At 36.8% G+C, this 20,714-nt stretch carries 17 protein-coding genes and 3 tRNA genes; 10 read left to right on the plus strand and 10 right to left on the minus strand.

All coding sequences use genetic code 11. The annotated features are described in order from the left end of the window. Positions 1-87 precede the first annotated feature (87 nt). Positions 88-414: an EF-hand domain-containing protein gene (locus ACQ7EO_RS16210; RefSeq protein WP_434278031.1), complete on the plus strand. Its 327-nt coding sequence runs from the start codon at positions 88-90 to the stop codon at positions 412-414. An 86-nt stretch (positions 415-500) separates the two neighbouring features. On the opposite strand, the gene ACQ7EO_RS16215 is transcribed toward ACQ7EO_RS16210, so the two are convergent. Continuing rightward, entirely contained in the window at positions 501-1,676 is a 1,176-nt protein-coding gene (locus tag ACQ7EO_RS16215) for a S1C family serine protease (protein WP_004722420.1), read from the minus strand. 171 nt (positions 1,677-1,847) lie between these two features. Between ACQ7EO_RS16215 and ACQ7EO_RS16220 the strand changes: the two genes are divergently transcribed. From ACQ7EO_RS16220 to ACQ7EO_RS16245, 6 genes are all read left to right on the plus strand, one after another. Then, positions 1,848-2,606 carry a Nif3-like dinuclear metal center hexameric protein gene (locus tag ACQ7EO_RS16220; RefSeq protein ID WP_434278032.1) on the plus strand — a complete coding sequence of 253 codons (759 nt, stop codon included), beginning with the start codon at positions 1,848-1,850 and terminating at the stop codon, positions 2,604-2,606. A 220-nt stretch (positions 2,607-2,826) separates the two neighbouring features. Next, entirely contained in the window at positions 2,827-3,453 is a 627-nt protein-coding gene (locus ACQ7EO_RS16225) for a superoxide dismutase (protein ID WP_004722425.1), read from the plus strand. Between the two features lie 360 nt (positions 3,454-3,813). Continuing rightward, a tRNA-Asn gene (locus tag ACQ7EO_RS16230) sits at positions 3,814-3,889 on the plus strand. Positions 3,890-3,894: 5 nt separating this feature from the next. After that, a tRNA-Asn gene (locus ACQ7EO_RS16235) sits at positions 3,895-3,970 on the plus strand. A 242-nt stretch (positions 3,971-4,212) separates the two neighbouring features. Beyond that, positions 4,213-4,288: transfer RNA gene (locus ACQ7EO_RS16240), tRNA-Asn, on the plus strand. A 62-nt stretch (positions 4,289-4,350) separates the two neighbouring features. Then, on the plus strand, positions 4,351-4,800 hold the full coding sequence (locus ACQ7EO_RS16245) for a DUF2726 domain-containing protein (RefSeq protein ID WP_056514285.1): 450 nt from the start codon (positions 4,351-4,353) through the stop codon (positions 4,798-4,800). Between the two features lie 45 nt (positions 4,801-4,845). On the opposite strand, the gene mgtE is transcribed toward ACQ7EO_RS16245, so the two are convergent. Together mgtE and ACQ7EO_RS16255 are read right to left on the minus strand one after the other, a co-directional pair. Further along, positions 4,846-6,183, minus strand: a complete 1,338-nt coding sequence (gene mgtE, locus ACQ7EO_RS16250) for a magnesium transporter (RefSeq protein WP_004819678.1) — start codon at positions 6,181-6,183, stop codon at positions 4,846-4,848. A gap of 167 nt (positions 6,184-6,350) precedes the next feature. After that, positions 6,351-9,449 (minus strand): multidrug efflux RND transporter permease subunit, encoded by a 3,099-nt coding sequence (locus ACQ7EO_RS16255; RefSeq protein WP_434278035.1) that lies wholly within the window; start codon positions 9,447-9,449, stop codon positions 6,351-6,353. A gap of 273 nt (positions 9,450-9,722) precedes the next feature. Here ACQ7EO_RS16255 and ACQ7EO_RS16260 point away from each other — a divergent pair, with 273 nt between their 5' ends. Together ACQ7EO_RS16260 and ACQ7EO_RS16265 are read left to right on the plus strand one after the other, a co-directional pair. Then, positions 9,723-10,871, plus strand: a complete 1,149-nt coding sequence (locus tag ACQ7EO_RS16260) for a glycerophosphodiester phosphodiesterase (RefSeq protein ID WP_419313123.1) — start codon at positions 9,723-9,725, stop codon at positions 10,869-10,871. Positions 10,872-11,011: 140 nt separating this feature from the next. After that, positions 11,012-11,386, plus strand: coding sequence for a diacylglycerol kinase (locus tag ACQ7EO_RS16265; protein ID WP_004819673.1), 375 nt, complete (start codon positions 11,012-11,014; stop codon positions 11,384-11,386). Between the two features lie 211 nt (positions 11,387-11,597). Here the strand turns inward: ACQ7EO_RS16265 and ACQ7EO_RS16270 are convergent, their stop codons facing one another. Together ACQ7EO_RS16270 and ACQ7EO_RS16275 are read right to left on the minus strand one after the other, a co-directional pair. Beyond that, complete coding sequence (locus tag ACQ7EO_RS16270) at positions 11,598-11,936, minus strand: hypothetical protein (RefSeq protein ID WP_004819671.1); 339 nt, start codon at positions 11,934-11,936, stop codon at positions 11,598-11,600. Positions 11,937-12,438: 502 nt separating this feature from the next. Further along, positions 12,439-13,050, minus strand: a complete 612-nt coding sequence (locus tag ACQ7EO_RS16275; protein WP_434278036.1) for a TetR/AcrR family transcriptional regulator — start codon at positions 13,048-13,050, stop codon at positions 12,439-12,441. A 124-nt stretch (positions 13,051-13,174) separates the two neighbouring features. Here ACQ7EO_RS16275 and ACQ7EO_RS16280 point away from each other — a divergent pair, with 124 nt between their 5' ends. Next, positions 13,175-14,068 (plus strand): alpha/beta hydrolase, encoded by an 894-nt coding sequence (locus ACQ7EO_RS16280; protein WP_434278037.1) that lies wholly within the window; start codon positions 13,175-13,177, stop codon positions 14,066-14,068. Positions 14,069-14,194: 126 nt separating this feature from the next. On the opposite strand, the gene ACQ7EO_RS16285 is transcribed toward ACQ7EO_RS16280, so the two are convergent. The 5 genes from ACQ7EO_RS16285 to ACQ7EO_RS16305 form a co-directional block, all read right to left on the minus strand. Further along, positions 14,195-15,547 (minus strand): transporter, encoded by a 1,353-nt coding sequence (locus ACQ7EO_RS16285; RefSeq protein ID WP_434278039.1) that lies wholly within the window; start codon positions 15,545-15,547, stop codon positions 14,195-14,197. Between the two features lie 1,043 nt (positions 15,548-16,590). After that, positions 16,591-18,225 carry a chaperonin GroEL gene (gene groL, locus ACQ7EO_RS16290; protein ID WP_004819670.1) on the minus strand — a complete coding sequence of 545 codons (1,635 nt, stop codon included), beginning with the start codon at positions 18,223-18,225 and terminating at the stop codon, positions 16,591-16,593. A gap of 78 nt (positions 18,226-18,303) precedes the next feature. Continuing rightward, complete coding sequence (locus ACQ7EO_RS16295; protein ID WP_004722444.1) at positions 18,304-18,594, minus strand: co-chaperone GroES; 291 nt, start codon at positions 18,592-18,594, stop codon at positions 18,304-18,306. 172 nt (positions 18,595-18,766) lie between these two features. Beyond that, a complete protein-coding gene (locus ACQ7EO_RS16300) occupies positions 18,767-19,555 on the minus strand; it encodes a metallophosphoesterase family protein (RefSeq protein ID WP_270386853.1) in 789 nt (262 codons plus the stop codon). Next, the gene (locus ACQ7EO_RS16305) at positions 19,536-20,474 is read right to left on the minus strand and encodes a diacylglycerol/lipid kinase family protein (protein ID WP_434278040.1); all 939 of its coding nucleotides are present in this window, start codon (positions 20,472-20,474) and stop codon (positions 19,536-19,538) included. The genes ACQ7EO_RS16300 and ACQ7EO_RS16305 overlap by 20 nt, the downstream gene beginning before the upstream one ends. Positions 20,475-20,714: the final 240 nt, after the last annotated feature.

Genomic DNA, 20,714 nt, shown 5'->3' on the forward strand with positions numbered 1-20,714 from the left:
GGAAATAGTTTTGTTGAGATGCAACCATTCGTTTAAAATCACTTTGTCTTTATAATCAAAGCTAATTAAAAAAATGGGATAAAACAAATGAATAAAATAATCTATAGTCTAATTCTCAGTTGTAGCACACTTTCAAGCTTTAGCTTTGCCTGTGATCCGGCTTCTTTAGACTGGGAGAAATTCCATAAAACCTATGATTTAAATAAAAATAATACCTTTGAACTCAATGAGTTCTTAAAAGTCAAAGACTTTGATCCACTCCCATGGCCAGATGACCGACGCTTTAAAGGTCAAGATAAAAACATTAAATTATTTAAATTCTTAGATAAAAATAAAGATGCAAAGCTCTCAAATGAAGAAGTTGGCGCAATCCATAACCTATTACCTAATCCCTGTGCCAATTGGCCTCACTAGCACTAAATAGTCTTTTGAACTAAGGAAAACCTTCATCTCAGACATAAAAAAGCCCTGATGAATCAGGGCTAAAATTTTCGCGATATTTAACGTCGTGGTAAAGGGATAAATTGTGAGTCAGCACTTTGAACTTTACGCTCACCCACTTTAACCGTGAGATTGACGGTTTGTTCGCCACGGATGACTTCAACTTGAATATCGGTATTCGGTGCTTGGAGCGCAACATAATTAATTAAATGTGAGGTTGAAGTAATATCTTCATTATTCACTTTAACAATACGATCGCCCACTTTAATCCCCGCTTCCGCCGCAGGACCTTTTTTCAATACATCAGCAACCACAACACCTGGTTGACGCGGTTGTAATACATCCGCTTGCGTTGGTGGAACTAAACTAATGCCCATCCATCCACGAATCACACGGCCATCTTTTAAAATCGAATTTAAAATTTGCTGACAGATTTTGGCAGGAATGGCAAAGCCAATCCCCAACGAACCACCTGACTGTGAGAAGATTGCAGTATTAACCCCAATCAAATTCCCAGCCACATCAATCAATGCACCACCTGAATTACCCGGATTAATGGCTGCATCGGTCTGAATAAAGTCTTCGTAAGTATTGATACCGAGATCAGAACGACCCGTCGCAGAGATAATCCCCTGCGTTACCGTTTGCCCGACACCAAATGGATTTCCTATTGCCAATACAACATCACCAACTTCATTGCCACTCAATTTAAATGGCAAGACAGGTAATTCTTTCAATTCAATCTTGATCACAGCCAAATCTGTATCAGGATCCGTTCCGATTACAGTGGCTTCTGCACGGCGACCATCTTGCAAGGCAACAACGATTTGATCTGCTTGAGCAATCACATGGTTATTTGTCAAAATATAACCATCTGGACGCACAATCACTCCAGAACCTAAACTGTTTTCATTCTGGTTTTGATTTTGTTCAGGGATCTGATTTCCAAAGAACTCTCTAAACGCAGGATCATTGAGCAATGGATGATTTTGTTTTACTTTTTGAGTGGTAAAAATATTCACCACTGCTGGTGCGGCAACCTTAACGGCAGCACTATAGGACACCACACCACCCGTTCGAGATGTATTGACCAAAGGCTCAACTTTCTCAGCAGGCATCTTCACACCATCAGCAGCAATAGGTGCTTTGGGCTGTTGAAGTTTTTGCCAAACCACAAAACAAATAATAACCAGTATCAGTAAAACCCAAGGGAGCCAAGTAAATGAACGCCGCACGTTTTTATTCCTCTAAGAATTTTTTAATTCGTTGATGCAAAAGCAATTTGTATATTGTAAAGCAAATCAATCAAGAAACATAAAAAACACAAAGAGTTTTGTTCAGCTTTAGTTACAATTTAAAATATGTTTTGATGTTCTTAACACACTTCATTTAAATAAAGGTTATTCATGGCTTTACTCAAAGATATCATCCAGTGGTGTGATCAAACCTTAAAATCACATGAATTTAAAGATTACGCACCCAATGGATTACAAATCGAAGGACGATCTGAAGTAAAAAAAATTCTGTGTGCAGTCACGGCGTCACAAGGTGCAATTGATGCAGCGATTGCACAACAAGCAGATCTGCTCTTGGTTCATCATGGCTATTTCTGGAAAGGTGAACCCTATCCAATCACAGGTATGCGTGGCAAACGAATCAAAGCATTAATCCAAAATGATATTTCACTTGTTGGATACCACCTCCCCTTAGATTCGCATCCAATATTGGGGAATAATGCAATGATTGCCAAAATCCTTGGACTGGAAAACATTGAAGCTTTAGACCCAAGCGAACGCAATCCGATTGGTAATATCGGTTATTTAAAAAACCCGATCTCACCAGAGGATTTTAAACATATTCTTACTGAAAAATTAGGCTTTGATACCATTCATCTCAATGCAGAAAAATCATTGATTCAAAAAGTCGGCTTCTGTACAGGTGGAGCACAGGATTTTATTGGCAAAGCGGCAGCAATGAATTGTGATGCCTATATTTCAGGTGAAGTCAGCGAGCGTACTTTTTATGAAGCCAAAGAGTTAGATGTGCATTACTATGCATGTGGTCACCATGCAACAGAGCGTTATGGTGTTCAACAACTTGCTCAAGCGATCGCGGAACAGTTCAATATTGACGCTCGTTATTTCGAACTCAACAACCCGATTTAAGCGTTATCCTAAAAAATGTAGCGTATTTTTTGGCAAATATTGCTCTGCCGATTAGACACTTTTCCATAAAAATGCGATGCACTTTTTAGATTTTCTATATACGTATTAAATCGAAATAAATTGTGTATTGTTATTTAACATCTTGCACAATTGTTGAAAGAATCCATTACAATAAAGCCACTTAATGTTAAAACCCAGCTAAATGCAAGGAATTTAAAACATGACAACCATTACTTTACCTGCTTTACCATACGGCTATGAAGATCTTGCGCCGCACATCAGCAAAGAAACTTTAGAATTCCATCATGACAAGCACCACAATACTTATGTTGTAAATTTAAACAACTTAATCAAGGGTACTGATCTTGAAGGTAAAACTTTAGAAGAGATCATTGTTGCTGTTGCTGGCGATGCTTCTAAAGCAGGTGTATTCAACAACGCTGCACAAGTTTGGAACCACACATTCTACTGGAACTGTATGGCTAAAAACGGTGGCGGTAAAGCAACTGGCGCTTTAGCTGCTAAAATTGATGAAGCTTTCGGTTCTTACGAAAAATTTGCTGAAGAATTCGCTGCTGCTGCAACAACTCAATTCGGTTCAGGTTGGGCTTGGTTAGTTGCTGATAAAGTGAATGGCGAGCTTTCTATTCTTAAAACTTCAAATGCAGATACTCCACTTGCACATGGCAAAGTAGCAGTACTTACAATTGACGTTTGGGAACATGCTTATTACATCGACTTCCGTAATGCTCGTCCTAAATACATTTCGACTTTCTTAGAAAGCCTTGTAAACTGGGACTATGCAAACGCGAAATATGCCGGTCAAGAAGCTGGTGTTGAAAAATAAGATCTCAGCATTTTATTTTTGTATAAAGGCCATTCTTTTTAGAATGGCTTTTTTATGCGATTTAATTTTTTTCAATTCAAATATGATCAATCCTAATTACACAGTAAAAGCAGATCCAATAAAAATCTTTTATAGTTATGCAATGCTTAGCGCTATTCAAATCCTGTGTACCCCTTCTGCAACTGCAAAAAATTTAACCACTTATAATCATTTGATCTCGAATAAAGAGCTGGAAAACTTTAAAAATAATCAATATATATACAAACTCTTTAAATTCGGACAATAAAAAAACATTTAAGCCTTTTTTCTTATCATTTCACTTGACCACTTTGGCTTTCATCCATAAAATGCGCATCAGATTCTCCAATAGCTCAGTCGGTAGAGCGACGGACTGTTAATCCGCAGGTCCCTGGTTCGAGCCCAGGTTGGAGAGCCATCTATTCTTCCATAGCTCAGTCGGTAGAGCGACGGACTGTTAATCCGCAGGTCCCTGGTTCGAGCCCAGGTGGAAGAGCCAGATTCTAAAAAGCCCACTCATAATGAAGTGGGCTTTTTTATATCTTTATTTTCTATAGACAAAAGATTTAAACGTTTTTCGGCTTACGCCTAAATTTTAGAAGGTTTAAAACAACTTTGCTTTTATTCAGATTTACTTTTATTCAGAATGATCAAATATTTAGCAAATAATGCTTTTTTATGATGAATTTAACAATTTTTCCTTGACCCATTCCCATTTCATCCCTAAAATGCGTTCCAGATTCTCCAATAGCTCAGTCGGTAGAGCGACGGACTGTTAATCCGCAGGTCCCTGGTTCGAGCCCAGGTTGGAGAGCCAGATTTTAAAAACCCACTCATGATTGAGTGGGTTTTTTCTTGTCTATACGATACCGATCCCTTATGTCTCTCGATTTACATCAAATTTTATTTTTATTGATTGGCAGTATCGCAACCTTTGCTTTATTGCTTGCCTGCTTTGGTCAGTATTTATTTCGAAATAAACATTATTATGCAAAACGTGTGATCACCCCTTTTGAACAGAAAATGTTTTTCCGTTTAAATGAAGCCTTTCCACAACATCATGTACTTGCACAAGTCGCGTTTAGCGCATTAATTGATTGCAATCAATTTAAATTGCGTTCCAAATTCAATCGCAAAGTGACCGACTTTGTGCTACTCGACAAACAGCTTGAAGTGATTGCTATTATTGAACTTGATGATCCCAGTCACCTTGGCAAAGAACATATCGATGCACAACGTGACGAGATGTTAGAACAAGCAGGTTATCAGGTATATCGCTATACCGATATTCCCAGTTGTCGAGATTTAAGAAAAGACATTGCGGATTGACCATGATCAGCCAAGCATTTCTAAAGCTTACCATTCAGCCATGTCTTATAAAATAATCGATGCAATACATAAGTAAACGATAACGCCTGTTGCATCGCAAATCGAAGTTACTAAGGGTGCCGAAGCACTTGCTGGATCCAGTTTTAAACGATTCAGTATAAATGGCAGACTCATTCCTATTAAGCAACCCATCAATACGATACCCATCATACTTAAAGCTAAAACCAAAGCGACCATTGCATCGCCTCTAAAGTAGCCAAGAATGGACACAGCAATTGCCATTGTTCCGCCCAAACATAAACCGACCAAGCTTTCACGCCCAATCAGATACATCCAATCTTTTAAATGTACATCACCCGTTGCCAATGCCCGTACCATTAACGTGGCCGATTGTGAGCCAGCATTCCCGCCACTCCCGACCAAAAGCGGCAAAAAGAATACCAGCACAATATTCTTTGCGATAATATCTTCAAAATGCGCAATCCCGAATCCAGACAATAAGCTGCCAAAAACCAAAATCACCAACCAAAATACCCGTTTTTTATAGAGGTAATGAATCGGTGCTGTCTTAATACTCATTTTAGGAGACGATGAGACTGCACTGGATTTTAAAAAGTCTTCTGTGGCTTCTTCAGTGACGACATCCATGGCATCATCATAAGTAACAATACCTAAAAGACGTTGTTGCTCATCAACAATTGGCAGCGCAATAAAGTCATAATAATGCAGCTTCTCTGCAATGCTCTCTTGGTCTTCATTAACGTCCCCAACAATCAAATCCGTACTCATAACTTCAGCAATGGTTTGCTCAGGCTCAGCAAGAATAATTTCACGTAAGGACACAACCCCGAGTAACTTGCCTTGTGCATTGACCACATAAATCAAATAGACCGTTTCACGATCTGTGGCAATTGCTCTGATCTGCTTGATGGCTTGTGTCATGTTCAAATCAGGTGACAATGTCACATAATCTGAACTCATGATTGCACCAGCAGACTCTTCTGGATATCTGGCTAAATGTTGGATCTGCTGTTGTATTTCAGGGCTTAAATCGGCATAAACAGCTTGCTGTAATGCATAAGGCAAGTACTTAAATAAATCTGTACGATCATCCGAGTGCATCTCAGAAATGATATTGACCAGTATCTGTTTTGGTAAATGTTCAGAAATTTTAAGTTGTTGTTCGAGTGATAAAAACTCAAGAATATAGGCAGCATTGGGCAAATACTCCACCAATGCCAGCTGTTCATTTAAAGATAAATCTGCCAAAATTTTCGCGATATCGGCATCATTGATTTGTTCAAATTGTTTTTCAATGAGATCAAATTGATGGTTTTGAATGGCTTTTTCTATTTCTGAAACGAGTGCCAAAGAAAATTGCATAGGATGATCCAAATTCCATCAAACTTTTGCCACATGTTGGACTGCAATCCCACGAAAATAAAGATGTTTTTTGTTGTGAAACATATTTTAAAGATTCTATATGATTTGAAGCTTGCTCAATTTTCATCAAAGAACATTGAGCAAGCAAAACTCATCAATCAACACCCTTACTCAGAGGGTACTTTTGATTTAAAAATTGAACGAACCAGCACATACATAAATGGGATAAACAGCAAAACTAAAACTGTTCCGAAGATCACCCCACCCAATACGCTTACCCCTATTTCTTGACGACTGGCAGCACCTGCACCCAATGCAACAACCAAGGGAATAATCCCCGCACCAAAGGCCAAGGATGTCATCAGAATTGGACGTAACCGCAACCCTGCGCCTTCTAATGCAGCAGCAATCGCTGTTTTACCTTTTTCCTGTGATAGTGCCGCAAACTCAACAATCAAAATCGCATTTTTACACGACAAACCAATCGTGGTCAGCAATGCAATTTGAAAGTAAATATCGTTTGGGAAACCTGCCAATTTACTAAAAATAATATTGCCTCCAATCCCCAAAGGAATTGCTGCTATTACAGCAGTTGGAATCGACCAACTTTCATATAAGGCTGCGAGGCAAAGGAAAATAAAGCCGATCGAAATCAAATACAGTAACCATGCTTGGCTACTTGATTTTTGTTCTTCAAATGACAAGCCACTCCACGCAACATCAATTCCATCTTGTTGACTAATCAAGGTCTGAATATCTTTCATGGCTTGACCTGAACTGGTATGCGCCGCTGCATTGGCTTCCATTTGTAAGGCGGTATAACCTTGGAAGCGATTCACCACATCTGGTCCACCTTCCCAGCGCGTTGTTGCGAAATTGCTAAATGGCACCATTTGGTTTTGTGCATTACGCACCGTCCATACTTGTAGATCTTCAGGCTTAGAACGAAACTCTGCATCGCCCTGCATCATCACCCGTTTAATTCGTCCACGATCAATAAAGTCATTTACATAAGAGCCACCCCATGCTGCTGACAAAGTATTGTTAATCGAGGTCTGACTCAGCCCATTTGCCAATGCCAATTTTTGATTAACATCAACTTTTAACTTAGATTTATCTGGATTGGATTTTTTATCCAGATTTTCAAAGGATTGGAACTGTTTGGCTTGTGCCTGCAATGTAGTGAATTGTTGGTCTAAATATTTCCGTCCTTGACCGTTAATATCCTGAATCCAAAATTCTAAACTATCACTATCCCCCAAGCCATTTACTGAAGCAGGCAAACTGACTGTAATCCGGGCATTGCGATCTTGACTAAAATACTTTGTCGCACGCTCACGAATTGCTTGCGCAGAATTTTGTGTACCTGAGCGATCATCCCAATGCTTTAAAGCCACAAAGCCTGTTCCTAGATTTTGCCCTGTACCCGAAAAATTACGTCCATAACGAATCAAGACAATATCAACATTTTGTTTTTCATGCTCAAGGAAATATTTTCGAATATTTTCCCCAACCACCTGACTACTCGACATCGGTGCACCATCAGCTAAACGGAACTGTACACTCAACATGCCCTGATCTTCACTTGGAATAAAACTGGTGGGTAAAGCCCGATAGATCAGTGAAAATACAGCAATCAAAGCCACAAAAATCGTCAAAATTACCCATTTCAAATTTAAGGTCTTTTGAATCAGGCGAATATAACCTTGTCTTAGATTTTCGAGTTTAAGATTGAACCAAGTAGCCCAACGCATAGGTTTAGGATTGGGTTTTAAAATAATGGCACAGAGTGCTGGGGTTAAGATCAATGCAACCAACAATGACAAGGCCATTGCCGCTACTAAGGTGATGGAGAATTGACGATAAATTACACCTGTCGAACCTGTAAAGAACGCCATCGGAATAAATACTGCCGTCAAAACCACGGTAATCCCAATCAAAGCTCCTGTCATTTCCTGCATAGACTCGATAGATGCCTGTTTTGCAGTTAAGCCCTGCTCATGCATCAAACGTTCAACATTTTCCACCACCACAATGGCATCATCGACCAACAGACCAATTGCCAACACTAAGGCAAATAAAGTCAATGTGTTAATACTCATACCGAGCACATTGAGTACCGCAAAAGTACCTAAAATCACAATCGGTACAGTAATGGTTGGAACCAGCGTTGCACGCCAACTTTGTAGGAAAATAAACATGACCAGAACCACCAATACGATGGCTTCTAATAAGGTTTTGACCACCTCTTTAATCGATTCTTGCACAAACGGCGTGTTATCACGTGGATAAACAATCTTATAACCTTGTGGCAGTTTTTCAGAAATCTTCGCCAATTCAGCTTTGATGAGTGCAGATGTTGCTAAAGCATTTGCACCAGAGGATAAAGAAATCCCCATGCCCGATGAAGGGTAACCATTAATGGTATTAAAAGACTGATAATTTTCTGCACCCAACTCAATACGCGCCACATCTTTTAAATAGATATAGCTACCATCTGTATTGGATTTAACAATAATATTTTTAAATTCGTCGACTGTTCTTAAACGTGAACCAGCCGTGACTTTTGCATTTAAATATTGGTCAGCAGTTACTGGTAAATCACCGACGCCACCAGCTGCAACCTGTGTATTCTGTGCTTCTATTGCTGTGCGAATATCACTGGGCATCAATTGATACTGACGCAGTAAATTCGGATTCAGCCAAATTCGCATGGCGTATTGAGAACCGAAGACATCAACTTCACCAATCCCTTCAATCCGTGATATTTCTTGTTCTATATGATCAGATAAATAGTCACCTAATTCGATATTGTTACTTTTACCTGTTTCATCATACAAACCCACCACCATAAAGGTATCGCCAAGCGATTTATTCACCGTTACACCTTGACGCTGTACATCATCTGGTAAGCGGTTCAGTACACCATTAATACTATTTTGTACTTGGACTTGTGCAGTATCCGGATCCGTTCCGTTTTCAAAACTGATACTAATTCTGGCACGACCCGATGAGTCACTACTCGAACTAAAATAAAGCAGGTTGTCGATCCCTTTAATTTGCTGCTCTAAAACCTGAGTAACACTCTCTTCAACAGTTTCAGCATCTGCGCCTGTATAGGTTGTAGAAACAGTAATCCTTGGCGGAGCAATATCTGGATATCGCTCTATCGGTAAATTCAAGACTGAAAATACGCCTAAAGCCATGACAATAATTGCAAGTACACAGGCAAAAATAGGACGTTGAATAAAAAATTTTGAGAGCATCAGAGTAGGTTCTGCGTCAAAGGATTGAGGTAAAGTTGTTGTAGCAATTAAATCGACTTTATATGGATATTCTGTGACTTAAACTAAAAACTCAAGGAAAAATAACAGAAAAGCGAATGATAAGTTTAAATATGAAGAAACTATGAAGAATTTTTTTCTTCTAGGCATAAATCTACCAAAAGCATTTCATTAATTTTTCATCTTGATGTCATCGCAGTGTCAATTTAATGACATAAGCTATGCACAGTTTCCATATAAGAATTTGAGAAAAATATGATTAAAAATACTGGGTTAATGATCAGTATTATGGCGCTATTAACCGCTTGTAATGATGACGATAAAAAAACAGAAAACGTCACACCAGAATACAAAGAACCTAAAATCATTATTGTTGGTCACCGTGGGGCGAGTGCTTTACGCCCTGAACATACCCTTGAAAGTTATCAAAAAGCCATTGATGATGGTGCTGATTTTATTGAGCCAGATTTGGTATCAACCAAAGATGGCGTATTGGTTGCACGTCATGAAAATGAAATTGGTGGCACAACCAATGTCAGCACATTCAGCCAATTTGCAGATCGCAAGAAAACGAAAATCATCGATGGGACATCATTAACGGGATGGTTTACAGAAGACTTTACTTTAAGTGAATTAAATCAACTTAAAGCCCGCGAGCGTATTCCAGCTTTACGCCCAAACAATACCCAATACAATGATCAGTTGAATATCCCTACCCTTGAGCAGATTATTGAACTGGCAGAAAAGAATTATAAAAAAACCGGTAAAGTGGTTGGACTCTACATCGAAACCAAGCACCCAACATATTTTCAAAAATTAAATTTAGCCATGGAAGATCCATTGCTGAAGACTTTGGCAAAGTACCAATATAGCCGTGAAATTGCGCCGATTTATCTACAGTCTTTTGAAGTCAATAATTTAAAGTATTTTAAGGACCAATTGACAGCGCACAAAAGTTTAAAGCATGCCAAAATCATTCAGCTTTATGATGATAAGAAAATCAGCCCAGCAGATTATGTCGCACAAGGAATTAAAACCACTTATGGCGATATGGCCACAGCACAAGGTTTAAAAGACGTCGCCAAATATGCCGATGGTGTTGGTCCATGGAAACCGTATATTTTTAATGATAGCTATACTGCACCCTCTTCTTTCGTTACCGATGCACATGCAGTGAACTTAAAAGTCCATCCATATACTTTCCGTCCTGAAAATAATTTCCTTGCCAACAATTTAAAATGTAGCACAGCTGAAGCAGATGCAGCCAAGCGTTGTGAAGCTGGCGCAAACAAAGAATATGAGATGTATTTTAAAGCTGGCGTGGATGGTGTATTTACCGATGATCCCGGTTTAGGTCGTAAAGCTTTGGATGCGTACTGGAAAGCCAATCCAAATACCAAGTAACAACTGATTTTTTCAAACAAATAAGCAAATGATTCAAGCATTTGCTTAATTTTTTCTAAACTTGGTGTTTTTTGTTTAAAATTAATTCCGATTTAAGTTTAGAATAATACACTTCTTAAAAACTTTAGCTGCTTTGATTTATGAGTGATTATTCTCCATTTAAGGGTACGACGGGTTTCAAACGCATTCTCAATGCGACAGGCTATTCTTTAGCAGGATTTAAAGCTGCATATCAAAATGAAGCGGCTTTCCGTCAAATTGTTTGGATTAATATCGTTTTAATTCCGATTACATTTTTTGTCGATGTCTCTTCTGTTGAACAGGCAGTGATGATTGCGGTGTGCTTATTGGCAATCATTGTAGAATTGTTTAATTCAGCATTAGAAGCTGTGGTTGATCGTGTTTCTTTAGAACGCCATCCACTGTCTAAAAATGCCAAAGATATGGGAAGTGCTGCACAGTTCGTAGCTCAAGCAATTATTTTCTTTACTTGGGTCATTATTCTTTTTAGATAAGTTATTTTTTCTAGATCAAATAATCTTGTTAGGTAAGTATTCTTTTAAAAAATTAGAGAGACTATTGACATTCCCCCACAGGTAAAATGTCAATTCATAAAAATTGATAACAGCCTAATTTTGCTTTGCTGCACTAATCCAGTCTAAGCACCACGACCTTTTAACTCGAACAGCGCACTTTTAGCTTAAAATTATCTCTGTAAACAATGGATTAAAGTGATGGTTTTGGAATTGGGATATTCTTGTCAATTTTGTCAGGTCGATTGATATCCATAGAACAATTACTATATCCCCATTTGGTGACCTTACCTTGTTCAAGCATAAATTTCCTTGTACAAGCATTCCAGCCATCATTATATGAAATAATTTTTGCACCATTTGGGAGTTCATAGCTTCTATACGGTGGTCCCCATTTACTGATCAGTTTTTCTTCTGTACTCCCCACCCAAGATTGCATAAAATCATTTCTTGTTTCAAGTCTTTGTCCCATGATACTTAAACATCCTGTTAGCATCTGGCTGATTGCAATAATGAAGATTAATCTTTTCATTTTAGTTCCCCTCAGTTTTCGTGTTGTATTTATATTTACCGAATAGTACAAAAGCATAATAAAAAATATACAAAAAGACAAGGATGAAGCAATTTTCAACGAATATAGCCCCACCTAGTCATCAAAAAAAAGACCGCAGAAAGAACTTTCCCATTCAACTCTATCGAAAGTTTTTTTAACTGCTCAAAATATGAAAAACATGATCTACGTCTGTATCTTCAAGCAAAAAAGAATACTGAGGCAACTATTATTGTCTATCCAAGTGAATCTTATGTACAGTCCCCATGAAAATCAGATAAATAAAGCAACATGGATTTCAAATAAAAAGTATATAAAGGAAAAATTAAAACTAATCCAAATGGTAGAAAAATGACATTCATAGGCGACATAGACCCCTTCAGCCTTATGCCGTAGTCAAGTTTGGACTAAAGTTGAATAAAATTCTTGTAATAAACTCTTCTATTTACTTTTAAATATTGGAGTTTATACATTACAAATTAATTTATTTTATTGCTAACTGGTCTATAGCACCATTTACAAAAGCAATGTTATAAGAAATTACTTTAACTTTTGAAACATTCGGATTTGATATCCACCACATTCCTAATTGTATTCCAATTGCAAATATAGTATGAGCAAAAACATCAACTTTTTCATAATCTATATTTGGATAATGTTGGGTAATTAGGTTAATTAAATGCTTTATAGTACCTAAGCGAAGATCATTTAAAGATTTCCCTAAATCACCAACTGCAGGAATCATTGAGCCAGCAAATAATGCTTCCCACCTTTTAGGATTAGTTTCTACAATTTCAAAATAGATAGTAGTGACTCTTAAAATAAGATCATTTAATGGCAGATTACTTTTAAATACCTCTACTAATTTGTTCTCATATTCAGTTCTAGCTCTTTTAACACATGCTAAATACACTTGATCTTTTGAGCCAAAATAGTCATATACCATTGGACGACTTACATTAGCCGCAGTTCTAATACTTTCAATTGATACCTCATCATAGCCTAGTTCAATAAATTGTTTCTCTGCAATATCAAGTATTTGCTTTTCACGAATGGCCCTTGGTACTCGGCCATGTTTATAACCATCTATCGTCATAGTACATAAAAATTAAGATTGAGATTATCTTTATACCATGAAAAAATTGACACTGTAACCTACAGAATGTAACCTACATTAAGGAAATAACTTTTATATAATATTTCGACATAATGGAATTTCTATGGCTAGCTTCTCATCTAAAATAATAAACTATATAGTATTGCCACTTCGTGGTTCAAAAAGGAAAATGTCAAATATTAAGAAGTTTTCAGAGAGTTGCTACCATAAAAAAAATCCTTGTCCTCCCCCAAAACAATTGAAGAAAAAATTTGAAGTTGAAAAAGGAATTTTTAATACTAATTTAGACTATTATAAGATACGACCTAGAGAGTTAGTCCCTAAAGGTACGATTGTATATTTTCATGGTGGAGCATATGTTAATAATATTGTAAGATCACATTGGTTTCTAATAGAAAAAATTGCAGAAAAAACTCAGTTTGAAATTATAATCCCCTTATATCCATTAGCCCCTCATTCTACCTTTGATGAATCAATTCTTAAACTCTCTCCATTTATTAAAAGTTGTATAAATCATCATAGTGAGAAAAAAATAATATTTATGGGAGATTCTGCTGGTGCTGGTTTATCTCTATCATTATGTATGATGTTAAGAGATATAAAGGAAAAATTACCGAGCAAAATTATACTCCTTTCACCATGGCTAGATATCTCGATGACTGATCCTAATTTAATAAAATTATCTCCAAAAGATAAAATGTTAGGTATTGAAGGCCTAAAGTGGGCTGGAGATAAATGGGCTGGATCTAACAAAAAAACAGATCCAAAAGTTAGTCCCTTATACGGTTCATTAACAGGCCTGCCACCAATTTCTATTTTTAGTGGCACTGCTGATATTTTAAATGTTGATGCGCAAAAACTTCATAAGTTAGCAAAATTAAATAATATAGAATCAGAGTTTTATGAGTATCCAAACCTCTATCATGTATGGATGGCCACTCCAATTCCTGAAGCATATCAAGCTATTGACCAAATAGAAAAATTTATTAGCAAATAATTACTCATCTATAGAATAATGTTTTTTAATGTAGACTTATTTATAAAAAATAATAAAGAATAAGGACTGTTAAAAGAGCATATTAGTAAACTTTGACGAATCAAAGTTTACTTTCAATTATAGAACTTAGAATCGATAACCTATTTTCATACCATATGCTAATGCTGAATTTCCATTAAACTCTCCAGCTGGTATTCCAGGCCCAACAGTGCTAGTTGCATTACCTAATTTAAAATATTTAACGCCACCAGATAGCTCTACATTTTGGAAAATTTTGTAGCGTAATCCAACTGCAATATTTTTATATCCATCAGTTGGTCCTAAAGAACTGACAGGCTTTCCAGCTCCCCCATCCCATCCAAACGCAACGCTACCACTCAATTTATCAGATAATTGACGACCCAATCCTAAACTGGCCGACCACTGATCTTTAGAATAATACAGTAAATCAAAACCATCTTTTGGATATACTGCTTTAGATAGAGTAGTAAACATTGTTGGACCTAATTTTACACTAGACCAGTCAACCCACCGGATATTACCGAATAATACCGTTTTTGAGTTTAAACCCGTTTGAAAATCAAAATTTATAGATTGTGGTGTAATTAATTCAGTGGAACTAGTCAATTTTGTTGGTACTAGGCTGTTTAGCCCACTAAGTTGTGCTTGCTGTCCAGATAAGTCGTTTCGCATTTTCATTAATGAATCTTGTTGAGCAAGTAAATATTGCTTTCTTGGATCTGTTGATGGAACCGTTACTAATTGAGCCAAGCCTTTATTAACTTCAGCTATCCCAGCATCTACTTGATTTAAACCACTATTAACCTTTTGTAATAATTTATCAATTCCTATAGTTTCATGTGAGGTTAGCTTATGATTTATTTTTGATCTATAAGTTATTGAGGTTTTTAAAGCAATCTCAGGTACTTCATATGAACCCCCAGCCAGCCAGCCTAGAGCATTATTTCTTTCAATTTTTATGTCATAACCATTAAATATACTATATGCATCCCCCCTCAATTGGGCATTACCTTTAACTTCTTGATAAACCATGCCTGTATAGAGTTTAAAATTATCATTTAAATTATACCCGACTAATCCTGTCACGCTCTGAGAATACACTTTGGTACCAGTTTCTTCGGCTATTCCACTATTTGTAAAATTATTAACTCCATGATAAGTAGCTTTAGCTCCAAAAGGTTCATCATAAAACAACCCTAAGGAAATTTTTTTTGTAGGCTGAAGTTTAAGACCAGCAGTAGCAAATGTATAACTATCTCCAATATCAGAGATATGATTTTGATTATTATCCTTCCCTTTTACTGTCGGATGCAAAGACGATATTCCCACTTCCGCATAATTACCATCTTGAAAAAAAGCAGAAATAGACTGACCTGACCTATCTAAAGCTGCGCCAATTGCATAGGTAGGGCATAACACCATTGTTAAAGCTGCGAAAAAATAAGTTTTATTTTGCATTTTTTATTTTCCATAGATTGAATCCATTCAAGATAAAACGCATGGAATTATCTAGAATTCCTAACGTCCAATTTGTGTCTTTTAATAATCTAAGGTCAATGTATAAAAGACATTAAACCTACATCTTGTAGGTTACATTATGTAATGTAACCGATTTATAAACTCATTTCAATTGTTGGTTGTTTTCTAAAGTTGAAAAAATGATGATATTTAAATTTTATTTTGTTATTAAATTAATATTTAGCAATAATATTCAGATACTTATTTAATTTTTAATCGTAAGTATTAAACGCCTCATCTATTTATTTTGGTTACGCACAATAGTATTTTTTCATAAGTTTCCTATACACCTTCTCTCTGATGAGATCAGTAAATTATCACAACCAGAACAGGTCAAAGCCGAAGAAAAAATCTCCAAACCATCCAAAGAAAAAGATTTTGGCAACAATAAGAAAAATCACAATTACGGATTGGTCTTTATCAAGGTTTATCTACGCTAACTGGTGATAATTCAGACTAGATTCATATTTTATGAACTCACTGAATAGTGCGTCTTATGATGTACCGATTCAACAAATTCAAACGAAAGGCGGCATAATGAAAGTCTTAATATTTGTTGAAGACATAACTAATCGATAATGAATCAACTCATTTTTTAGAATAACTTCCTCCAAATTGATCATTTACCCTCTTTTTATACTTATTTATAGGTGTCGCTTAAAATATCAAAAAATATACATATTGAATGAGGAAAACTCCATTCTTACGTCAGAATGAAATAGATGTTGTTCTGAGTCAAAAGCGCCTGATTTTTCTCAGGCGTATTTTTTTTAATATTCCCATTCATTCAATATTTAAACTCTTATCTAATATGATAGCTTCTGTTTTTAAGAGATCTAAGGTCTATAAAATTAAAAAGGTCACAAATAAAATTTGTGACCTTTTTAGTAACAAACTCAAATGTGAGTAACATTATGAGTAAGTTAAAAACTAATAGCTTAAATCATATTAAATTACAATAATTTAAACTACATATAAGCGGTTTACATCATTCCGCCCATACCACCCATGCCGCCCATATCAGGCATAGCAGGTTTGTCTTCTGGGATATCAGTAATCATACATTCAGTTGTTAACATCAAACCAGCAACAGATGCAGCGTGCTCAAGTGCAGAACGCGTTACTTTAGCAGGGTCAAGGATACCCATTTCTAACATATCGCCATATTGTGAAGTTGCAGCATTGTAACCAAAGTTACCTTCACCGCTCTTCACTGCATTGATCACAACTGATGGCTCATCGCCCGCGTTAGACACGATTTGACGAAGTGGCGCTTCGATCGCACGACGAAGGATGTTCACACCTACAGTTTGGTCATCATTTGCACCAACAAGACCGTCAAGTACTTTAGCTGCACGTACCAACGCAACACCACCACCTGCAACAACACCTTCTTCAACCGCAGCACGCGTTGCATGAAGCGCATCATCTACACGGTCTTTCTTCTCTTTCATTTCAACTTCAGTTGCAGCACCAATTTTGATTACAGCAACACCGCCAGCGAGTTTAGCTACGCGCTCTTGAAGTTTTTCTTTATCGTATTCAGATGTTGATTCTTCGATTTGAGCACGAATTTGAGTTACACGTTCAGCAATTTGATTTGCATCACCAGCACCATCAACAATCACAGTATTTTCTTTAGAAATCGTGATTTTATGTGCAGTACCTAAATCTTGAAGTGTTGCTTGCTCTAAAGACATGCCCACTTCTTCAGAAATCACAGTAGCACCTGTCAAGATTGCGATATCTTGAAGCATTGCTTTACGACGATCACCAAAACCAGGTGCTTTAACCGCACATACTTTGATGATACCGCGCATGTTGTTTACAACCAGTGTTGCAAGTGCTTCACCCTCAACATCTTCAGCGATGATGAGTAATGGTTTACCTGTTTTTGCAACAGCTTCTAAAACTGTAATCAATTCACGGATATTACCAATTTTCTTATCAACAAGAAGAATGAATGGATTTTCAAGTTCAGCAGTCAAAGTATCTTGTTTGTTTGCAAAGTACGGGCTGATATAACCACGGTCAAACTGCATACCTTCTACAACATCAAGCGCATCTTCAAAGCCTGAACCTTCTTCAACGGTAATCACGCCTTCTTTACCAACGCGTTCCATTGCTTGCGCAATCAACTTACCTACAGTTTCATCAGAGTTAGCAGAAATCGAACCGACTTGTTCAATTGCTTTAGTATCAGAAGCTGGTTTAGCAGTTGCTTTGATATTTTCAACAACAGCTCTAACCGCAAGGTCGATACCACGTTTCAAATCCATTGGGTTCATACCCGCAGTGACTGATTTGATCCCTTCATTTAAAATCGCTTGAGCAAGTACAGTTGCAGTTGTTGTACCGTCACCTGCGATATCATTGGTTTTTGAAGAAACTTCACGAACCAATTGCGCGCCCATGTTTTCGAATTTGTCTTTTAAAGAAATTTCTTTCGCAACAGTTACACCATCTTTAGTGATGTGCGGTGCACCGAAAGAACGATCAATAACCACGTTACGACCTTTAGGGCCTAAAGTTACTTTTACTGCATCTGCAAGTACGTTTACGCCCGCGATCATTTTTGAACGCGCTGAATCACCAAATTTTACGTCTTTAGCTGACATACTAAACTCCAGATATCTTTATAAATTTTAAATTTTGACCAATATGTTTGGATGAAAACTCATCTCAACGGCAGAAGATTAACCTTCCAATACCGCTAAAATGTCAGACTCTTTCATCACAAGAAGTTCTTCACCATCAACTTTAACTTTAGTACCTGCATAAGCACCAAACAGTACGTTATCGCCAACTTTAACGTCTAAAGCGCGTACACCGTTATCAGTGATTTTGCCATTACCTACAGCAAGAATTTCACCTTGAGCAGGTTGTTCAGCTGCAGAAGTACTTAAAATCAAACCACCTGCTGTTTTAGTTTCTTTTTCAACACGGCGGATCACAACGTTGTCATGTAAAGGACGAATCTTGCTCATTTCTAACTCCATAGACATTTAAAATGTCATTGATTACTCAGCGAAGATGACTTCTTATTCCTAGGTCATCGACAAAATATTTGTATGTCACATTTGTGGGGATGGAAATAAACGCTTCAAGGGGAAAACGAAAAAAAATTTATTTAATTTGTATGTTTTTTCTTCTTTTGTATCAAATCATGTCTAATTCAGAATTTTTTAGTGCAGTTTTGGCAATAAATTCCTGTAATTGTTCATCAAAAAAATAATGTTCAAAGCCACCATCTTGATGAATCACATTAAAGCTATTAGGTATATTTTTATGCAAACGTCGAGAAACTGCTGTACCCGCATGAACCTCATAAACCGGTTGCTTTAAATTTAGCGCAAAGGCTTGATTCAGATCATAGACCGCAACTAAATGTAAATGACCATGCAATAAAGCATACAGTTGATGTTGTCCCCATTCTTTAATGGCAAACTGCCCTAAAGCTGGACAATCTTTTAAGTGATGGTCTTCATTAGAGGTATAAAAAGGTTGATGACTAACGATTATTTTTAATTTATTTTTCGGTGCATTGGCCAACAACTGATTTACATTTTGAATTTGCTCAAAAGAAATATGTCCGCGTGTGTGATAACGGCGACGAATACTGTTCATGCCAATTAAATAAAAATGCTCTGTAAATAAGCTGCGTTCTAAACTACCAAAGAACAGTTGATATAAGCCAAATGGTCTAAAGGCACGATTCCAGACATGATACAAAGGAATATCATGGTTGCCAGGCACCACAAAATAAGGGATGTTTAGTGATTCTAAAAACTGCTTACATGCATAGAATTCTTTAAATTTAGCACGTTGAGTTAAATCACCGCTCACCACAACCACTTCTGGTTTATGCACAGCACAAAACTTTTGAATCGCCCGTATACACTCTGGACGCTCAGTACCAAAATGTAGATCAGACAGATGCAATAACATGCGGCACCATAATTTTTAAAGCATTTTTTTCTACGTGTAAGGTTAATGGGGTCGTCATTGAAACAATTTCTCCATCGACAGCAACAGTCAGTTTAGGCTTTTTTGAATAGACAATGACTTTTTGTGCACCAAAACTATACACATCGGAAGCGTTTTCCAATTTTCCACGAATGGTTTGAAACAAAGTTTTAAATAAAGTGGCTTTATCTCCTTTGGCGATCACCACACCGGCAATCTCCCCCACCTCTGCACATTTCGAAATTTTTAAATTCAATTCTTTTAATTGCAGTTGATTATTACCAAAAAAAATCAGTGGTGTTTTTACAGGATACTTTTGCCCATCTACTTCGATCTCTAATTTGAGTTCTTTACGATCACGAATCAGGACATCCAAACCAGACGTATACGCATTTAAAGGAAAGCGTCCAAACCGACGATTATATTCTTCGCGTTTTTTAATAAACAAAGGATACAAACCTAAACTGGCATTATTTAAATAAATTTGATCATTGATACAGGCCACATGTGAGGCACGCGGCTCCCCTGTGGCAATCACATTGGCTGCCTCTAAAATATTCAAAGGGATATGTAGAACACGCGCCACATAATTAAAAGTACCCAAAGGTAGTATTCCCATAGGAATTTTTTGCTTTAACATTTGCGAGGCGACTGCATTCAACGTACCATCACCACCAGCAGCTACAATGACACCACAATCTGTGTATTGTGCATGACGTTGAAAGATTTTTTGCATCAGGGTTTTTATATCAGGCTCTGAACCAATATCAAAAACTTGAATTTCAAAACCATGTGAGGTCCAGATGGTCATGAGTTTTTCATAAATATCATCTTTCTGATTGGCATGAAAACCTGACTTTTCATTGTAAATCATTGAAAGCGGCTTGAGTTCTGTGTCCATAAGCTTGATTATTTTGAAGTATTTGCACTAATTTCGTCGATTTTCTAAACAAATAAAAGCACCTTTATGTAAAATTCGAATTATGCCCATTTATTAAATCAATAATTAATTTAGTAAATCTTATAATTTCAACTTATTGTAAACTATTATTATTTACAATTAAAATACCCTACATTCTATTTAAAAATACCAATAAAAATCAAACAATAATCCATGTTAGATAATACAAATCAAACACTT

This window comes from Acinetobacter sp. CE-15 (assembly GCF_051059255.1).
GTDB classification, from domain to species: domain Bacteria; phylum Pseudomonadota; class Gammaproteobacteria; order Pseudomonadales; family Moraxellaceae; genus Acinetobacter; species Acinetobacter guillouiae.

Bases quoted from the DNA above. Each gene is read 5' to 3' on its own strand.
- ACQ7EO_RS16225 (WP_004722425.1), top strand. From the start codon at position 2,827: ATGACAACCATTACTTTACCTGCTTTACCATACGGCTATGAAGATCTT.
- mgtE (WP_004819678.1), bottom strand. From the start codon at position 6,183: ATGCAATTTTCTTTGGCACTCGTTTCAGAAATAGAAAAAGCCATTCAA.
- ACQ7EO_RS16305 (WP_434278040.1), bottom strand. From the start codon at position 20,474: ATGGACACAGAACTCAAGCCGCTTTCAATGATTTACAATGAAAAGTCA.
- ACQ7EO_RS16295 (WP_004722444.1), bottom strand. From the start codon at position 18,594: ATGAGCAAGATTCGTCCTTTACATGACAACGTTGTGATCCGCCGTGTT.
- ACQ7EO_RS16265 (WP_004819673.1), top strand. From the start codon at position 11,012: ATGAGTGATTATTCTCCATTTAAGGGTACGACGGGTTTCAAACGCATT.
- groL (WP_004819670.1), bottom strand. From the start codon at position 18,225: ATGTCAGCTAAAGACGTAAAATTTGGTGATTCAGCGCGTTCAAAAATG.
- ACQ7EO_RS16210 (WP_434278031.1), top strand. From the start codon at position 88: ATGAATAAAATAATCTATAGTCTAATTCTCAGTTGTAGCACACTTTCA.
- ACQ7EO_RS16270 (WP_004819671.1), bottom strand. From the start codon at position 11,936: ATGAAAAGATTAATCTTCATTATTGCAATCAGCCAGATGCTAACAGGA.
- ACQ7EO_RS16255 (WP_434278035.1), bottom strand. From the start codon at position 9,449: ATGCTCTCAAAATTTTTTATTCAACGTCCTATTTTTGCCTGTGTACTT.
- ACQ7EO_RS16285 (WP_434278039.1), bottom strand. From the start codon at position 15,547: ATGCAAAATAAAACTTATTTTTTCGCAGCTTTAACAATGGTGTTATGC.
- ACQ7EO_RS16220 (WP_434278032.1), top strand. From the start codon at position 1,848: ATGGCTTTACTCAAAGATATCATCCAGTGGTGTGATCAAACCTTAAAA.
- ACQ7EO_RS16245 (WP_056514285.1), top strand. From the start codon at position 4,351: ATGTCTCTCGATTTACATCAAATTTTATTTTTATTGATTGGCAGTATC.
- ACQ7EO_RS16280 (WP_434278037.1), top strand. From the start codon at position 13,175: ATGGCTAGCTTCTCATCTAAAATAATAAACTATATAGTATTGCCACTT.
- ACQ7EO_RS16275 (WP_434278036.1), bottom strand. From the start codon at position 13,050: ATGACGATAGATGGTTATAAACATGGCCGAGTACCAAGGGCCATTCGT.
- ACQ7EO_RS16260 (WP_419313123.1), top strand. From the start codon at position 9,723: ATGATTAAAAATACTGGGTTAATGATCAGTATTATGGCGCTATTAACC.
- ACQ7EO_RS16300 (WP_270386853.1), bottom strand. From the start codon at position 19,555: ATGTTATTGCATCTGTCTGATCTACATTTTGGTACTGAGCGTCCAGAG.